This is a genomic window from Cytobacillus depressus (genome assembly GCF_008923245.1).
In the GTDB taxonomy this organism is placed as follows: Bacteria; Bacillota; Bacilli; order Bacillales; family Cytobacillaceae; genus Cytobacillus; species Cytobacillus depressus.
The window spans coordinates 121,875-138,332 of the sequence record NZ_WBOS01000008.1 but is presented as its reverse complement, the minus strand read 5'-3'; the positions used below and the strand labels follow the sequence as shown (position 1 = coordinate 138,332).

12 protein-coding genes are annotated in these 16,458 nt (G+C 42.9%); 1 reads left to right on the top strand and 11 read right to left on the bottom strand.

What is annotated here, in order from left to right:
- Positions 1-75: 75 nt before the first annotated feature.
- From rpoE to F7731_RS16635, 9 genes are all read right to left on the bottom strand, one after another.
- Positions 76-645: a DNA-directed RNA polymerase subunit delta gene (rpoE, locus tag F7731_RS16675; RefSeq protein WP_343032866.1), complete on the bottom strand. Its 570-nt coding sequence runs from the start codon at positions 643-645 to the stop codon at positions 76-78.
- Between the two features lie 162 nt (positions 646-807).
- Positions 808-999 carry a hypothetical protein gene (locus F7731_RS16670; protein ID WP_151535931.1) on the bottom strand — a complete coding sequence of 64 codons (192 nt, stop codon included), beginning with the start codon at positions 997-999 and terminating at the stop codon, positions 808-810.
- Between the two features lie 161 nt (positions 1,000-1,160).
- Positions 1,161-4,427, bottom strand: a complete 3,267-nt coding sequence (gene icmF, locus F7731_RS16665) for a fused isobutyryl-CoA mutase/GTPase IcmF (protein ID WP_151535930.1) — start codon at positions 4,425-4,427, stop codon at positions 1,161-1,163.
- A gap of 202 nt (positions 4,428-4,629) precedes the next feature.
- Positions 4,630-5,274: a TetR/AcrR family transcriptional regulator gene (locus tag F7731_RS16660; RefSeq protein WP_151535929.1), complete on the bottom strand. Its 645-nt coding sequence runs from the start codon at positions 5,272-5,274 to the stop codon at positions 4,630-4,632.
- Between the two features lie 121 nt (positions 5,275-5,395).
- On the bottom strand, positions 5,396-6,535 hold the full coding sequence (locus F7731_RS16655) for an acyl-CoA dehydrogenase (protein WP_151535928.1): 1,140 nt from the start codon (positions 6,533-6,535) through the stop codon (positions 5,396-5,398).
- A 21-nt stretch (positions 6,536-6,556) separates the two neighbouring features.
- Complete coding sequence (locus tag F7731_RS16650) at positions 6,557-7,687, bottom strand: acyl-CoA dehydrogenase (RefSeq protein ID WP_151535927.1); 1,131 nt, start codon at positions 7,685-7,687, stop codon at positions 6,557-6,559.
- Between the two features lie 54 nt (positions 7,688-7,741).
- Complete coding sequence (locus F7731_RS16645) at positions 7,742-8,593, bottom strand: 3-hydroxybutyryl-CoA dehydrogenase (RefSeq protein WP_151535926.1); 852 nt, start codon at positions 8,591-8,593, stop codon at positions 7,742-7,744.
- 137 nt (positions 8,594-8,730) lie between these two features.
- A complete protein-coding gene (locus F7731_RS16640; protein WP_151535925.1) occupies positions 8,731-9,918 on the bottom strand; it encodes an acetyl-CoA C-acetyltransferase in 1,188 nt (395 codons plus the stop codon).
- A 233-nt stretch (positions 9,919-10,151) separates the two neighbouring features.
- Entirely contained in the window at positions 10,152-12,257 is a 2,106-nt protein-coding gene (locus F7731_RS16635; protein WP_151535924.1) for a (Fe-S)-binding protein, read from the bottom strand.
- A gap of 257 nt (positions 12,258-12,514) precedes the next feature.
- On the opposite strand from F7731_RS16635, the gene cls reads away from it, so the two are divergent.
- On the top strand, positions 12,515-13,720 hold the full coding sequence (cls, locus tag F7731_RS16630) for a cardiolipin synthase (protein WP_343032865.1): 1,206 nt from the start codon (positions 12,515-12,517) through the stop codon (positions 13,718-13,720).
- A gap of 510 nt (positions 13,721-14,230) precedes the next feature.
- Here the strand turns inward: cls and argS are convergent.
- Positions 14,231-15,901, bottom strand: a complete 1,671-nt coding sequence (gene argS / locus F7731_RS16625) for an arginine--tRNA ligase (RefSeq protein WP_151535922.1) — start codon at positions 15,899-15,901, stop codon at positions 14,231-14,233.
- Positions 15,898-16,344, bottom strand: coding sequence for a YwiB family protein (locus F7731_RS16620; RefSeq protein WP_246197244.1), 447 nt, complete (start codon positions 16,342-16,344; stop codon positions 15,898-15,900). The genes argS and F7731_RS16620 overlap by 4 nt, the downstream gene beginning before the upstream one ends.
- Positions 16,345-16,458 lie beyond the last annotated feature (114 nt).

Genomic DNA, 16,458 nt, shown 5'->3' with positions numbered 1-16,458 from the left:
GCCTAGAAAAAAAAAGTCAAGATGAATCGAAAAGCGCAAGCGCCTTCGGAACAATCAAAATTAAAGCTTGATGGATTAATCTTCTTTTTCCTCGTCTGACTCAAGATCATCATCATCTTCAATCTCTTCGTCCTCATCGCCAAGATCGTATTCTTCATCTTCCTCTATGAGATCTTCGTCTTCTTCTAACTCTTCGTCGTCAATTAATTCATCGTCGTCGATTAGATCATCTTCCTCATCATCAAATTCCTCGTTATCGAGATCATCCAAGTCATCATAGTCGATATCTTCTTCGTCATCATAATCGTCAAGCTCATCATTATCCTTAGCCTTCTTCGATTTCTTCTTCTTCGGCTTGATCTCTGTGACAACGTCCTCTTCTTGCTGCTCAATCGGATACCAAACGCGAAGACCCCATCTATTGTCTCCTAAACCAAGGAAACGGCCATCGATGTTTAAATCTGTATAAAATTGTGCAATTTTTGCTCTTACTTGATCCTCTGATAAATCCAGAAGATTCGTCAATTCATCTAGAATATCTTTAAATGGCATGGCTTCCTTTTTGCCCTTTAATAGTTCGTAGGCAACCTCAATGAATGACATTTCATGTAATTCTTCTTTCGTTAGTTCATGTAAATTCAACATGTGCACGCCCTTTCTCTATATAACGCTTTATTTAGTAAGCGAAAAATATAATAGTTTTCTTCCATTCAGACCGGTAAAAATATGAATGATTTCTAACCCTTTAATACGGCCCTCTGAAACGCATATTCTTCATTATAAACAATATTTTAGTGTTTATGCCAGCTATATCTTTCTCTCCTTTTCTTTTTCATTCTTAATAGAATTCTTCGCTTTTTTGGAGAGCAGGCTGTATGCTAGAGAAAAAAAATAAATGGATGTTAAAAAGAATGCAATTGCCCCAAGCTGTCTTTGATAAAGGTAAAAAAATCCGACGACTATCGCGATCGTAGCTGTAACAATCAATATCCATCTCATCATTTTCACATCCCGTTATCTTTTCCTAGTAGTATATGGCCGCCCCTGCCTCTTAATTAATTCGATTATATAGAACTTTACATTAAATGTATATTTAATAAATTACAGAAGAGGCAAGACAGTAAAAAGAAACCGGCACTTACACCGATTTCTTCATACTCTTACATGTTTCTTCTATATTGCCCGCCGACTTCATAAAGGGCGCGTGTGATTTGGCCAAGGCTTGCGACTTTGACAGTCTCCATAAGCTCAGCAAAAATATTGCCGCCAGTTACAGCCGTTTCCTTCAATTGTTTCAAGGCTACCTCTGTTTTGTCTTTATTGTGCTCTTGGAAGTTGCGGAGGTTTTGGATTTGTGTTTCTTTTTCTTCTTTTGTTGCTCTCGCCAGCTCCATATTGTCCATTTCTTCTTCAGAAGGCGGGTTCGGATTTAAATACGTATTCACACCAATAATTGGCAGCTCGCCTGTATGCTTTTTCATTTCATAGTGCATGGACTCATCTTGAATTTTCCCGCGCTGATATTGCGTTTCCATTGCCCCTAGAACGCCACCGCGGTCATTGATGCGTTCGAATTCCTGCAGTACCTGCTCTTCGACAAGATCGGTTAATTCATCAATAATGAAGGCACCTTGCAGCGGATTTTCATTTTTCGTTAAACCGTGCTCCTTCGTAATGATCATCTGAATTGCCATGGCGCGGCGCACCGATTCCTCAGTTGGTGTCGTAATCGCCTCATCATAGGCATTCGTATGAAGGGAGTTACAGTTATCATGCAGCGCCATTAATGCCTGCAAAGTTGTACGAATATCATTAAAATCGATTTCCTGTGCATGGAGAGAACGGCCAGACGTTTGAATATGATATTTCAGCTTCTGACTCCGTTCATTCGCCCCGTATTTACCTCTCATAACGGTCGCCCAAATACGGCGCGCCACCCGGCCAAGGACTGTATATTCCGGATCAAGGCCATTTGAAAAGAAGAACGATAGATTCGGCGCAAAATCGTTAATATCCATTCCTCTGCTCAAATAATATTCCACATACGTAAAGCCATTCGCTAATGTGAAGGCCAATTGAGAAATCGGGTTGGCCCCCGCTTCTGCAATATGATAGCCAGAAATCGATACAGAATAATAATTGCGCACTTTTTCATCAATAAAATATTGCTGAATATCACCCATCATTCTTAGTGCGAATTCGGTTGAGAAAATACAAGTATTTTGCCCTTGATCTTCTTTTAAAATATCGGCCTGCACAGTTCCGCGAACAGTTTGCAGTGTACGAGCTTTCACTTCCGCAAATTCTTCTACTGTTAAAATGCGTTCAAGCTCTTTTTCCTTCGCTTCCACTTGCTGCTCAATCGCTGTATTCATAAACATCGCTAAAATGATCGGAGCGGGACCGTTAATCGTCATCGACACAGATGTAGATGGGTGGCAAAGATCAAAGCCGGCATAAAGCTTCTTCATATCATCTAACGTACAGATGCTGACTCCGCTTTCCCCAACTTTCCCATAAATATCAGGACGATAATCAGGATCTTCGCCATAAAGTGTCACTGAATCAAAAGCGGTGCTCAGACGCTTTGCCGTATCATCCTTCGATAAATAGTGAAAACGGCGGTTCGTTCTTTCAGGCGTTCCTTCTCCAGCAAACTGCCTTTTCGGATCCTCCCCTTCACGCTTGAATGGGAATACTCCGGCTGTGTAAGGGAATGAGCCCGGGACATTTTCTCTATACACCCAGCGGATAATTTCGCCATAATCCTTATACTTAGGCAAGGCAACCTTTGGAATGCTTAAACCAGATAAGCTTTTCGTTTTTAAAACAGTAATAATTTCTTTATCGCGGATTTTCGTAACAAATTGCTCACCCGCATATTTTTCCTGTAGAGAGCTCCAGCCATCCAGAATATTCTTCGTTTCTTGCGTCAACTTCGATTCGACACTCGCTTTAATGGCTTCTAAGGAAGCGAGTACTTCCTCATTTGCCTCCTGCTCCTTCACCGCAAGAATGGCTCCCTCGAGCTGGAATAGTTTACGCGCCAGATTCGCCTGCTCCTCCGCATTCTTATGATAGCCGCGAACCGCTTCGGACACTTCCCTTAAATAATAGCGCTGTTCATTCGGGATAATGACATTTTGTTTTTCAACATGCGCGTGTTTGGAAAAACCCGTTTTCCAATCTGTTCCCGCTTTTTCATTTAGTTTTTCAATAATCACCGCGAAGACAGCATTTGTACCCGGGTCATTAAATTGGCTCGCAATCGTGCCATATACAGGCATCGTCTCTAATTCCCGTTCAAAAAGCATGCGGCTTCTTTGGTACTGCTTCTGTACTTGGCGTTTCGCATCCTCTGAGCCTTTGCGCTCAAATTTATTAATGACAATAAGATCGGCATAGTCGATCATATCAATTTTTTCAAGCTGGGAAGGCGCACCGAATTCACTCGTCATGACATACATGGACACGTCACAAATTTCAGTTATTTCAGCATCCCCTTGCCCGATTCCACTCGTCTCGACAACAATTAAATCGAAGCCTGCTGCCTTGGCAACGGAAATGGCATCCTTAATCGCAAGCGAAAGCTCACTTTTCGATTTTCTCGTTGCTAAGCTCCGCATATATACACGCGGGTTAAATATAGCGTTCATCCGAATGCGGTCTCCGAGCAGGGCTCCGCCCGTTTTTTGCTTTGTCGGATCGACTGATAAGATCGCGACTTTCTTTTCCGGAATTTCATTAATAAAACGGCGAATTAATTCATCCGTTAATGAGCTTTTTCCCGCTCCGCCTGTACCTGTAATTCCGAGTACGGGAACAGACTTTTCCAATGATTTCACTTTTTCCAAAACAGAATCAAGGGCTGCTGCCGCTTCTTGATCCACATTAACATGATGCTCAGCTAATGTGATAAGCTTCGCGATTGCATTGATATTTCCTTCCTGAAGCTGATTCATTTGCTCTGTCGCTTCTAATGTAAAGGTCGAAAAATCACATTCTTCAATCATCATATTAATCATGCCTTGAAGCCCGTGCTGACGCCCATCTTCAGGTGAAAAGATTCTCGCAATCCCGTAATCATGCAGCTCTTTCATTTCCTTCGGGATGATGACTCCGCCGCCCCCTCCGTAAATGCGGATATGGGAAGCGCCTCTTTCTTTTAAAAGATCGTACATATATTTAAAGTATTCCACATGTCCTCCTTGATAGGAAGAAATGGCTATTCCTTGAACATCTTCTTGAATGGCCGCATTCACGACCTCTTCCACTGAACGATTATGACCTAAATGAATAACCTCTGCTCCGCTCGCCTGAATAATTCTTCTCATGATATTAATAGAAGCATCATGGCCGTCGAAAAGACTGGAAGCAGTGACAAAACGAATATGATTCTTTGGCTTATACACTACTGGATTACTCATTATTCTCCCCCTGTTCACAATAAGAGGTTGTTCAAAAAGTCCGGATAAAAATTCCTCGAAAAAGAAGAGCGCTTTTTCTTCGTGCGAGGAGAATGCTTTGAAGCGACCAGCTAGCGTTCCCGTGCTCGAAGGCTTCGCTTCCTTGATCTTCTCGGCTCTTTTTGTCCTCCTTTTTGAACACACACAATAAGGCAGGTTTTATTTATATGTTAGAAATTAGCGTTTCCGCTCGTCTCATTCCTTGAATTAGTAATTCTGTTTGCAGCTGAATATAGTCCTCTAATGAATACATTTTCTTTAATGACCAGCGGCGGAAGGCCCACATTTGCCCTTGAACAAAAATGTTATGGGCGCTCATTTTGATCTGGTCTTCCGTTAATTCTAATTCTTTATTTTCCACGCATCGGCTAATAATTTGTTCAAACATCCCGACCATTTCGATTTCTTTTTTCAATACGTATGGAAGGGCATCCTTTGATAATGATTTCACTTCCTGGTACATGACAAGAACCTCATCCTGCAATTCATCGACGACCCGAAAGTAATCGGCAATTCCTGTCTTTAAGCTTTCCAGCGTTCCGCAGCTTGTGTCCAAGTCCTTTTGCAACCGGTCACTTACTTGATCGTAAATGCTGTCGCAAACGAGATATAGAACATCTTCTTTTGTACGGATATATTCATATAATGTGCCGATGCTGAATCCGGAAGCTTTTGCAATTTCTCTCGTGGTTGTTCGGTGGAATCCTTTTTCTATAAATAGGGTGACAGCCCCTTTGATCATCTGATCTCTTCTCTTTTTCACGAGGCGTTCATCTTTAACGGACGCCTGTACTTCGCGTTTTTTCATTTTACCTACCGCCTTCTAGAAATCGGGTGTCAGAGGAGGGTGTCGGAAAAAATCGATGCAATGGCCAATTTTCTTTTCCCCTCGTATCAGCCCTTTTCTTAATAGAATAAATGATAGGAACCTATTTTGTCAGCATACGAGAGATAACAAGACGTTGAATTTCCTGTGTTCCTTCATAAATTTGTGTAATTTTCGCATCACGCATAAAGCGCTCGACTGGATAATCCTTCGTATAGCCATATCCGCCAAAAATTTGGACAGCATCTGTTGTTACCTTCATCGCTGTATCGCCGGCTAATAATTTCGACATGGCCGATTCTTTTCCGTATGGAAGACCTTCTGATTCAAGCCATGCGGCCTGATAGGTTAATAATCTTGATGCTTCAATGCTTGTTGCCATGTCCGCCAGCTTAAAACCAATTCCTTGCTGAGCCGCAATCGGTTTGCCGAATTGCACACGTTCCTTCGCATAGTCAATTGAAGCATCTAAGGCACCTTGCGCAATTCCTACTGCCTGAGCAGCAATTCCGTTTCGGCCGCCATCAAGCGTCATCATCGCAATTTTAAATCCTTCACCCACATTGCCGAGTACATTTTCCACCGGAACTTTACAATTATCGAAAATAATTTCTGTCGTTGGTGATGAACGGATTCCAAGCTTTTTCTCCTTTTTGCCGACAGAGAAGCCCTCGAAGCCCGCTTCAACGATAAAGGCCGTTGTTCCGCGATGTTTTTCTGCAGGGTCTGTTAAGGCGAAAACAACATAAATATCAGCAATTCCGCCATTCGTTATGAAAATTTTCGAACCATTTAATACGTAGTGATCCCCTTCAAGACGAGCCGTCGTTCTCATTCCGCCTGCATCTGATCCGCTGCTAGGCTCAGTTAAACCGTAAGCACCGATTTTTTCTCCTTGTGCCATCGGACGCAAATACTTTTGCTTTTGTTCCTCACTACCGAATTTAAAAATCGGCCAGCCTGCCAAAGATGTATGGGCAGATAGCGTTACACCCGTTGAGGCACACACTCTGGAAAGCTCTTCAACAGCAATGCAGTACGCTAAATAATCACTGCCGATTCCGCCGTACTCTTCTGGCCACGGGATTCCAGTGAGGCCAAGCTCCGCCATTTTATCGAAAATCTCACGGTCAAAACGCTCTTCCTCATCACGCTCAGCGGCCGTTGGGGCTACTTCGTTCTTTGCAAAATCGCGCACCATTTTTCTAATCATTTCATGCTCTTCAGATAATTGAAAGTTCATTTTCATGTCTCCCATCTTGTCTTATAGATGTTTACTGATCACTAATCGCTGGATCTCACTCGTCCCCTCGTAAATCTCGGTTATTTTCGCATCGCGGAAGTACCGTTCTACAGGGTAATCCTCTGTATAGCCATAGCCGCCCAATACTTGAATGGCGTCTGTCGTTACTTCAACGGCCGTTCTTGAAGCAAAAAGCTTCGCCATCGATGCCTCCATTCCGCACTTGATTCCACTTTGGCGAAGATTGGCTGCTCGGTAGATTAGTAGCTTGGAAGCTTCAACCGCTGTCGCCATATCAGCGAGCTTGAACCCTACCCCTTGTTGAGCGGCAATAGGTTTGCCAAATTGGACACGTTCTTTGGCGTATGCTGTTGCCGCCTCAAGTGCGGCTTCAGCGATTCCAAGTGCTTGTGCCGCTATGCCGATGCGTCCAACTTCGAGGTTAGCCATAGCAATTTTAAAGCCTTCCCCTTCTTCACCGAGGAGATTTTCTACTGGCACCATCATGTCTTCAAAGGTTAGCTGCACAGTTCTTGAGCCGTGTAAGCCCATTTTTTTCTCGTCTTTTCCAATGATGAGGCCCGGGGTGTTTTTATCAACAATAAAGGCGGAAATCCCTTTGCTACCAAGCTCGGGATTCGTTGAAGCAAAGACGATATACACATCCGCTTCCCCGCCGTTTGTAATAAATACTTTTGAACCGTTTAGACTGTAGTGGTCGCCTTTTTTGACTGCCTTTGACTTTAAGCTCCCTGCATCTGAGCCTGCACTTGGTTCTGTTAGGCAAAATGCACCTAAATACTCTCCAGAAGCGAGCTTCGGTACATACTTTTGCTTCTGCTCTTCCGTACCGAAATAAAGAATGGGATTCGTGCATACAGATGTGTGAACGGATAGAATGACGCCAACTGTTGCACTTACTTTTGACAATTCGTGAATCGCAATAATATAAGAGGTGAAATCCATCTCCGAACCGCCATACTGTTCAGGAATTGGAATACCCATGAGGCCAAGCTCTCCCATCTTTTTTAAAATAGCTCGGGGAAACTCTCCTTGCTCCATTTTTTCAACAAAAGGGGCAATTTCAGCCTGGGCAAAGGCACGCACCATCTTTCTCATCATTTCCTGCTCTTCCGTAAACTTTAGGTTCATACGCAGCCCTCCGTTCGATCTCTTGGATGATTTCCTACTACATTTCCGGTTGCACTATTCGTAAATGTAAAAGCCTCTGCCGGTTTTTCGTCCGAGCCAGCCAGCCTTTACATATTTTCTTAAAAGCGGACATGGGCGGTATTTATCATCGCCGAAGCCTTCATGGAGGGTTTCCATAATATACAGGCATGTATCAAGTCCAATAAAATCCGCTAGCGTAAGGGGTCCCATCGGATGGTTCATCCCAAGCTTCATTACCTCGTCGATCGCTTCCTTTGAAGCAACCCCTTCATATAAAGTAAAGATCGCTTCATTAATCATTGGCATTAGCACTCTGTTTGAAACGAAGCCAGGAAAATCATTCACTTCAACAGGGACCTTTTTTACGGCTTTTGTAATGTCTTCGATTGTTTGGTAGACTTCATCAGCTGTTGCCAGTCCGCGGATGATTTCTACGAGCTTCATCACAGGAACTGGGTTCATAAAATGCATGCCGATCACCTTTTCAGGACGCTTTGTAGCTGCTGCAATTTCTGTAATTGGCAAGGATGATGTGTTGCTCGCTAGGATGGCGTGTGGTGGCGCAATTTCGTCAAGCTGGCTAAAAATCTTTGTTTTGATTTCCATATTTTCAACGGCAGCTTCAATAACGAGATCCACTTCTTTCGCGTCATGCAAATCCGTAGAAGGTGTTAGCTTGCTTAATATCTCCTCCATTTGCTCAAGTGTCATCCGCTCTTTTTCCACTTGACGAGAAAGGTTTTTCTTAATTACCGCTAGGCCGCGGTCAACAAACTCCTGCTTCAAATCATTGATCAGTACTCGGTAACCTGCCTGTGCACAGACTTGGGCAATGCCGGAGCCCATCTGCCCCGCTCCGATCACCATAATTTTTTGGACGTTCATGTATGTTCCCCCGTTCGATTGGATTGGTATATTGGGTGATGTTTGTTAGCTCATTCGAGTTGTTTATTGGAACAGTTTTTTGGATAAGCACAATTGCTGTCCATTATCAGTAAAAGGTAGGATTCCCCTCACCTTAATTAGCTCTTAGGAACCTCAATCATAATAGCGTCGCCCTGGCCGCCGCCGCTGCAAATTGCGGCAATGCCGATTCCGCCGCCTCTTCGTTTGAGTTCATACATTAATGTTAAAATAATTCTTGCCCCGCTCGCTCCAATTGGGTGGCCAAGTGCAACCGCACTGCCATTGACATTCACTTTATTCTCATCAAGACCAGCAATTTTCACGCTTGCGAGAGCAACAGCTGAAAATGCTTCATTAATTTCAAAAAGATCGATGTCTTCAATAGATTTTCCTGTCTTTTTTAGCAATTCGTTGATGACAAGCCCTGGTGTCTTTGGGAAGTCCTTCGCTTCGACTGCAATGGCTGTGTGACCAAGGATATACGCTTGCGGTACTCTTCCTTCACGTGCAGCTCTTTCTTCACTCATGAGCACCAATGCCGCTGCTCCGTCGTTCACCCCAGGCGCATTGCCTGCCGTAATCGTACCGCCGTGACCAAATGCTGAACGAAGGGACGCTAGTTTCTCGATGGACGTATCCTTTCTTGGGGACTCATCCTCCGAGACGATCACCGGCTCTCCTTTTCTTTGCGGGACCGCAACTGGAACCATTTCCTCCGCCAGTTTTCCTGATTCAATGGCGGCAATAGCTAGCTCATGGCTTCGAAGAGCCCATCTATCCTGCGCTTCACGGCTAATTTCCATTTCTTCTGCCGCCCCATTCCCGTATGTGCCCATATGCACACCCGTGAAGCTGCAGGTTAAACCGTCATGGATCATTAAATCCTTCACATCAGCATCTCCCATGCGTAATCCCCAGCGAGCATTTGGCAGGATGTACGGGGCCTGGCTCATTGCTTCCATTCCACCGGCGACAATGACCTCCTCTTCCCCAAGACGAATGATTTGATCGCCGAGCGTCACACTGCGCATGCCTGAAGCACAAACTTTATTAACCGTTTCAGTTTTCACATTCCATGGCAATCCTGACTTTCTCGCAGCCTGGCGAGAGGGAATTTGCCCTTGCCCTCCTTGAAGAACGGTTCCTAAAATAACCTCGTCGACTTCTTCGGGCTTTACACCAGCACGAATTAAAGCCTCTTTCACAGCAAAGCCACCAAGATCAGAGGCTGAAAAGCTGCTTAATCCGCCAGCAAATTTACCAAACGGCGTTCTCGCTCCGCCAAGAATAACGGTTTTCCCCATTAGAATCGCTCCTTTTGAAATGCATATATTAATCAGTTTCAGTTTTATACAGACAAGCAATTGACCGAACGCTCGCTCAATCCTCTGCGAAAAAAATACCTCTTCCAATGTAAGCGCTTTATCATTAATTCTATTTTACTTTAAAAATAGTAAAAATTGAAATACTTTATACAAAATTCCCAAAAGTCCAACTAACAATTCAAGAATTGCTAGTTGAACTTTATTTTTATCTATTAAGAAGCTTGTTTTTCCCCAATAACTGATTTCTCTAGGATTTCCGCTACATCGTACGTGTGGACGGTTTCCTCCACTTCCTTCGCCTTCGTTCCATCTGACAGCATCGTTAAGCAGTAAGGGCATCCTGAGCTAATGACAGATGGGGTAACAGCTAATGCTTGCTCTGTTCGAGATACGTTAATGCGGTGGCCTGTTTCTTCCTCCATCCACATTAAGCCGCCGCCCGCTCCACAGCACATGCCTGTTTCACGGTTTCTCTCCATTTCAACAAGCTTTACACCTGGAATCGACTTTAAGATTTCACGCGGTGGATCATACACCTCATTGTAGCGTCCTAAATAACAGGAATCATGGAATGTAATTGTTTCATTTACTGGATGTTGCGGCTTCAGCTTTCCTTCTTCGACAAGCTTCGCAAGGACCTCAGTATGATGATATACCTCGGCCTGTAACCCGAAATCAGGATATTCATTTTTGAAAATATTGTAGGCATGAGGGTCAATCGTGACGATTTTCTTCACTTCCGCCTTCTCAAACTCTTCAATATTCTTCGTTGCAAGCTCTTGGAAAAGAAATTCATTTCCAAGACGTCTCGGAGTATCCCCAGAGTTCTTCTCCTTATTACCAAGAATGGCAAACTTCACACCTGCTTCGTTCATTAATTTTGCAAAGGATAGCGCAATTTTCTGGCTGCGATTATCAAATGAACCCATGGCGCCTACCCAGAATAGGTACTCGAACTCTTCGCCAGATTTCTTCATTTCTTTCACAGTTGGTACGTGCACGTCTTCGCGAGCCTCGCGCCAGTTTTCCTTCTCTTTGCGGTTTAGCCCCCAAGGATTCCCTTGACGCTCAATATTCGTCATGGCACGCTGTGCATCAGCGTCCAGCTTTCCTTCCGTTAAAACAAGATAACGGCGAAGATCAATAATTTTATCGACATGCTCGTTCATGACCGGACATTGGTCTTCACAGTTCCGGCATGTTGTACAAGCCCAGATTTCTTCTTCTGTTATGACGTCCCCAATTAGGCTTGGACTATAGGCTAATCCGGCAGCTGCTTCCGCCGCCGCTTTTCCAGTGCCAGCTAAAGCGAGCTGATTGCCCATTGTTTTCGAGAAGGCAAAGGTTGGCACCCATGGCTGTTTCGACGTGACAGCTGCCCCATGATTTGTTAAATGATCACGCAGCTTCACAATTAAATCCATTGGCGACAGCATCTTGCCTGTTCCAGTTGCCGGACACATATTTGTACAGCGCCCACACTCGACACACGCATAGAAATCAATCATTTGCAGCTGAGTGAAATCTGCAATTTTGCCAACACCAAAGGTTTCTTGAGTCTCATCTTCGAAATCAATTTTCGTTAATTTACCCGGCTTTTCAAGACGGTTGAAATAGACGTTTGCCGGCCCCGCAATTAAGTGAGCATGCTTTGACTGTGGCACATAAACAAGGAAAGCTAATAGGAAAATTAAATGAATCCACCACGCGACATAGAAAACGACGATGGAAGCAGTTTTTCCCATCCATGAGAAAGCACCCGCAATAACAGAAGCAACCGGCTCTGTCCATGCCGCCTCATGACCGTGCCAGATCATGCTCATTCCATTTCCAAGCAGAACGGAAAGCATTAATCCCCCGATAAAAATAAGCACAAGCCCTGATTTAAATCCTCTTTTTAAACGAACAAGCTTTTCCACATAGCGGCGATAAAAGGCCCAAATAACAGCGACAAGAATCATTAATGTGACAAGCTCTTGAAAAAACGTAAACCCTGAATATAAAGGTCCAAGCGGCAAATGAGCACCTGGTTTGATTCCTTTTATGATGAAATCAATCGCACCGAACTGAACAAGAATAAACCCGTAAAAAAACATGACGTGAATGATTCCGCTTTTCTTATCCTTCAGCAGCTTCTTCTGGCCAAACACATTGACCCAAATCTTCCCGAGACGCTCTTTCACGTTGTTATCGAACTCTGTCTTCTTTCCGAGCTTGATATACTCAATTCTCGTTTTTACCACATACACAAACAAACTCACTGCGTAAGCGGTTACAAGGAGAAATCCAATTAGATTCACCCATAACAACCCTGTCATTGTTTGCAGCTCTCCCCTCTTCAAATGGTTTGTCCAACTTATTATTCAAAAACTTTTAACACGATGGAATTTTCAGAATTCACTCTATATCTCTATTATATTATGAATGAGCATTCAGTCAACATCTTTTTATTTATTTCTTATGTTACATTCAACATGATGATAAAAAAATCCTGCAAGCTTTGATTGTCATGGAAAATACTTATAGAATTCTGCATCCGGGAGATAATAATTGGAAACAAATTTAGGAGCAGAAAATGATGAAAGTCCTATTTATTCTATTAATCATCTTTCTTTTTATTGCTCTTTGGCTCTCGATTGATTTTTACCTCGGAAGAAAAAAACAGTTGATGAAGTTAGAACGGAAAGAATACCCTTTTTGGCAGAGCAGCCTAGATATTTTTACTGAAGGGCCTGATTTATTCGATGATTTCTTTTCAGAGCTAAAAAAGGCGAAGCATCATATTCATATACTATTTTATATTGTTAAAGACGATCAATTTAGTACAGACTTTTTTAATCTCTTGAAGGAAAAAGCAAGTGAAGGAGTTGAAGTGCGCCTCCTTTTGGATCGGATTGGAAGCTATAAAGTGAAAAAAGCAGCGATTCAATCGCTTGAACGCGAAGGAATTAAATTTTCATTTTCCCAGAAGCCGAAGTTTCCCTTTCTATTCTATACATTACAAGCTAGGAACCACCGGAAAATTACCGTCATTGATGGGAAAGTTGGTTATATTGGGGGCTTTAATATTGGCAAGGAGTATATTGATTTAAAACCGAAGCTCAGCCCCTGGCGCGACTATCATATAAAAATGGCGGGTGAAGGGGTTGCTGGTCTTCAGAATGAGTTTTTAACGGATTGGTATGAAAGCTATAAAGAGAATACTTTAACGAATCCAGTGTATTTTCCCGATCTCCCAAAAGGGCAGTGCCGTCATAAGTTAATCCCCTCTAAAGGCGCATTTTTGGAGGACACGTTTTCTGCGTTGATCCGTCAAGCAAAAAAAAGCATCTTTATTGGAACACCTTATTTTATCCCCAGCCAAAAACTGCTGAATGACCTGTCAGCCGCCTTAAATCGTGGCGTTTCTCTTACGATTATTGTTCCAAAAGTAGCCGATCACCCCCTTGTGAAGGAAGCATCTTATCGTTATTTGCGGAAATTGCTCAAGCAAGGGGCCATCGTTTATGAGTTTTCAAATGGCTTTTATCATGCTAAAACGCTAATTATTGATGATGAAATTTGTGATGTCGGAACCGCCAACTTCGATCACCGCAGCCTTTTTATCAACTATGAAATTAATTGTTATATTTATGACCATGAGTTTATTGAAAAGGTGAAGAAGGTGATTGAAACTGATATTCACGATTCTAGACGAATGACACTGAAGGAGCTTAATCGATTTAATCCTGTTCGGACATTAAAAGAGTGGGTCGCTGGGCTTCTTACCTTGTTTTTGTAGTTAGGGGACTGAGCTGGATTATAGGTCATTGGCGGGGGGTTCACCCATTTGGGGTCCTTTAAAGTTGGATTATTGGACATTGACGGACTGGCTCACCCATTTCGTGTCCTTTAAAACTGATTTATTGGACATTGACGGACTGTTTCACCCATTTCGTGTCCTTTAAAACTGGATTATTGGACATTGACGGGTAGGTTCACCCATTTCGTGTCCTTTAAAACTGGTTTATTGGACATTGACGGACTGGTTCACCCATTTCGTGTCCTTTAAAACTGGGTTATTGGACATTGACGGACTGTTTCACCCATTTCGTGTCCTTTAAAACTAGTTTATAGGACATTGTCGGGTAGTTTCACCTATTTGGTGCCCTTTAAAGCACATTCATAGAACATTTCAAAGTGGATTGTCCCTTAAAAGGGGCGATGTGCCAATTTTCCCCTAATAAAAAAAGCTGGCCCGTATTCAGGAAGGTACTTCTCCCCTTCCTTTTACAAGCCAGCCTTTTCTATATTACATTTTTTCCGGAGCTGAAACACCAATTAAAGCGAGTGCGTTTTTCAAAGTTGTTTGCACAGCTTTGATTAATGCGAGTCTTGCTTTTGTTCGTTCTAGATTGTCGGTGTCTAGTACTTTTTCAGCGTTGTAGAAGCTGTGGAAAGCGGATGCCAGTTCGAAAATATAGTTTGTGATTCGATGCGGCAAACGTTTTTGCGCGGCTTCTCCGACTGCTTGTGGGAATTCTCCAAGCTTCTTCAATACGTCAATCTCTTTTTCAGCTGAAATTAATGAGAAATCAGCGTCATCGCTAACCGTCATTCCTTGCTCTTCGCCTTGGCGTAAAATGCTAGAAATACGTGCATGGGCATATTGAGCATAGTAAACTGGGTTTTCGTTAGACTCAGAAACCGCTAAATCTAGGTCAAAGTCCATATGTGTGTCCGCACTTCTCATCGCAAAGAAGTAGCGAGTTGCATCTAGTCCTACTTCCTCTACTAGATCACGCATCGTCACAGCTTTACCTGTCCGTTTGCTCATTTTCATTTTCTCGCCGTTTTTATAAAGATGAACGAGCTGAATGATTTCAACCTCTAACGCATCACGCTCGTAGCCAAGTGCCTGAATCGCCGCTTTCATTCGCGGAATGTAGCCGTGGTGATCAGCGCCCCAAATATTAATGAGCTTCTCAAATCCACGTTCGAGCTTGTCCTTGTGGTAAGCAATATCTGGTGTTAAGTACGTATAAGAACCGTCATTTTTAATTAGAACACGGTCCTTGTCATCGCCAAATGTAGTAGAGCGGAACCATGTTGCTCCGTCTTCCTCATAAATATGGCCATTATCTTTTAACGCCTGTAACGCCGTATCAATTTTCCCATTGTGGTAAAGCGATGTTTCAGAGTACCACACATCAAATGGCACGCGGAATTCTTCAAGGTCTGTTTTCAGCTTCGCCATTTCATACTTCAGTCCGTATTCACGGAAGAAATCGAAGCGTTCTTGTTCATCGGCAAGAACATATTTATCGCCATACTCATCAGCAAGCTTTTTCCCGATCCCGATAATATCTTCGCCATGATAGCCGTCCGCAGGCATTTCTTTTTCCATGCCTAATGCTTGGAAATAACGGGCTTCAACTGATAATGCTAAGTTATTAATTTGGTTACCAGCATCATTAATATAATATTCACGAGAAACATCATAGCCTGCTTTCGCAAGAATATTAGATAGACAATCCCCTACTGCTGCACCACGAGCATGCCCAAGGTGGAGGTCTCCAGTTGGATTCGCAGAGACAAATTCCACTTGAATTTTCTGATTCTCACCAATATTCGTTTCCCCATACTTATCACCTGCTTTAAGAATGGCAGGGATTAAATTCGTTAAATAGCTATTATCCATGTAAAAATTAATAAATCCTGGGCCCGCAATCTCCATTTTTTCAATAGACGCTTGCGATTTATCGAAATGAGCGATCAGCTCTTCGGCAATCATTTTCGGTGCCTTTTTCGCTACGCGTGCAAGCTGCATCGCCATATTTGTGGAATAGTCTCCATGTGCCTTTTCCTTCGGCGTTTCCAAAATAACGTTTGGAATTTGTTCTTCCGTTGCTAAGTTTGCCTTGATGACAGCCGCTTTAATTTCCTGTTTCAGCTTGTCTTGCATTTGTTCTACACTGTTCAACTTTCTTCCTCCTTTTTGAATGTGATGGATAAATGGTATGTACCAGTGTTCGCTCCATGCATTTTTAATTCATATAAAAGGTCGATCGAGCCCGTTCCTGTTTGCTCATCAAACTGATGATCGAGCCTTTTGGTCATTGTATCAAGCTCAAAAACGCCATATGGGGTGTGATAGTTCCCTTTCAGCTTTTTATTCATTTGAAAAGGCAGCCTCATTTTCACTGCACCGCTCCGCAAAATAAGACCTTCTTTTTCCGATACTTTCACAATGGTTTTGGCTGTTCCTTCTTCCATTGCTTCGTCATATTGAAGAAAACGGGCATTTTCCTTTATATAGTATTGACCAAACGCAATTAGTTCAAAAGTATCTTTGCTGCGTCCATCTCGAATGTCTGTCTTCACGTTAATTTTAACAGGCATTTGCTCCGTAGGTCTAGTAGACAACGGCAACACATCCTTTTCATAACATTATAGTAGAGTTGGCCAAAAGGTGCTACTTTCTATTAGATAATAACAGCGAACTGGCGAAGATTTATCGGATTCCTTTTCAATAAAATC

Excerpts from the sequence above, each read along its gene's own strand:
- rpoE (WP_343032866.1), bottom strand. The coding sequence starts at position 645 with ATGTTGAATTTACATGAACTAACGAAAGAAGAATTACATGAAATGTCA.
- F7731_RS16670 (WP_151535931.1), bottom strand. The coding sequence starts at position 999 with ATGAGATGGATATTGATTGTTACAGCTACGATCGCGATAGTCGTCGGA.
- icmF (WP_151535930.1), bottom strand. The coding sequence starts at position 4,427 with ATGAGTAATCCAGTAGTGTATAAGCCAAAGAATCATATTCGTTTTGTC.
- F7731_RS16660 (WP_151535929.1), bottom strand. The coding sequence starts at position 5,274 with ATGAAAAAACGCGAAGTACAGGCGTCCGTTAAAGATGAACGCCTCGTG.
- F7731_RS16655 (WP_151535928.1), bottom strand. The coding sequence starts at position 6,535 with ATGAACTTTCAATTATCTGAAGAGCATGAAATGATTAGAAAAATGGTG.
- F7731_RS16650 (WP_151535927.1), bottom strand. The coding sequence starts at position 7,687 with ATGAACCTAAAGTTTACGGAAGAGCAGGAAATGATGAGAAAGATGGTG.
- F7731_RS16645 (WP_151535926.1), bottom strand. The coding sequence starts at position 8,593 with ATGAACGTCCAAAAAATTATGGTGATCGGAGCGGGGCAGATGGGCTCC.
- F7731_RS16640 (WP_151535925.1), bottom strand. The coding sequence starts at position 9,918 with ATGGGGAAAACCGTTATTCTTGGCGGAGCGAGAACGCCGTTTGGTAAA.
- F7731_RS16635 (WP_151535924.1), bottom strand. The coding sequence starts at position 12,257 with ATGACAGGGTTGTTATGGGTGAATCTAATTGGATTTCTCCTTGTAACC.
- cls (WP_343032865.1), top strand. The coding sequence starts at position 12,515 with ATGATGAAAGTCCTATTTATTCTATTAATCATCTTTCTTTTTATTGCT.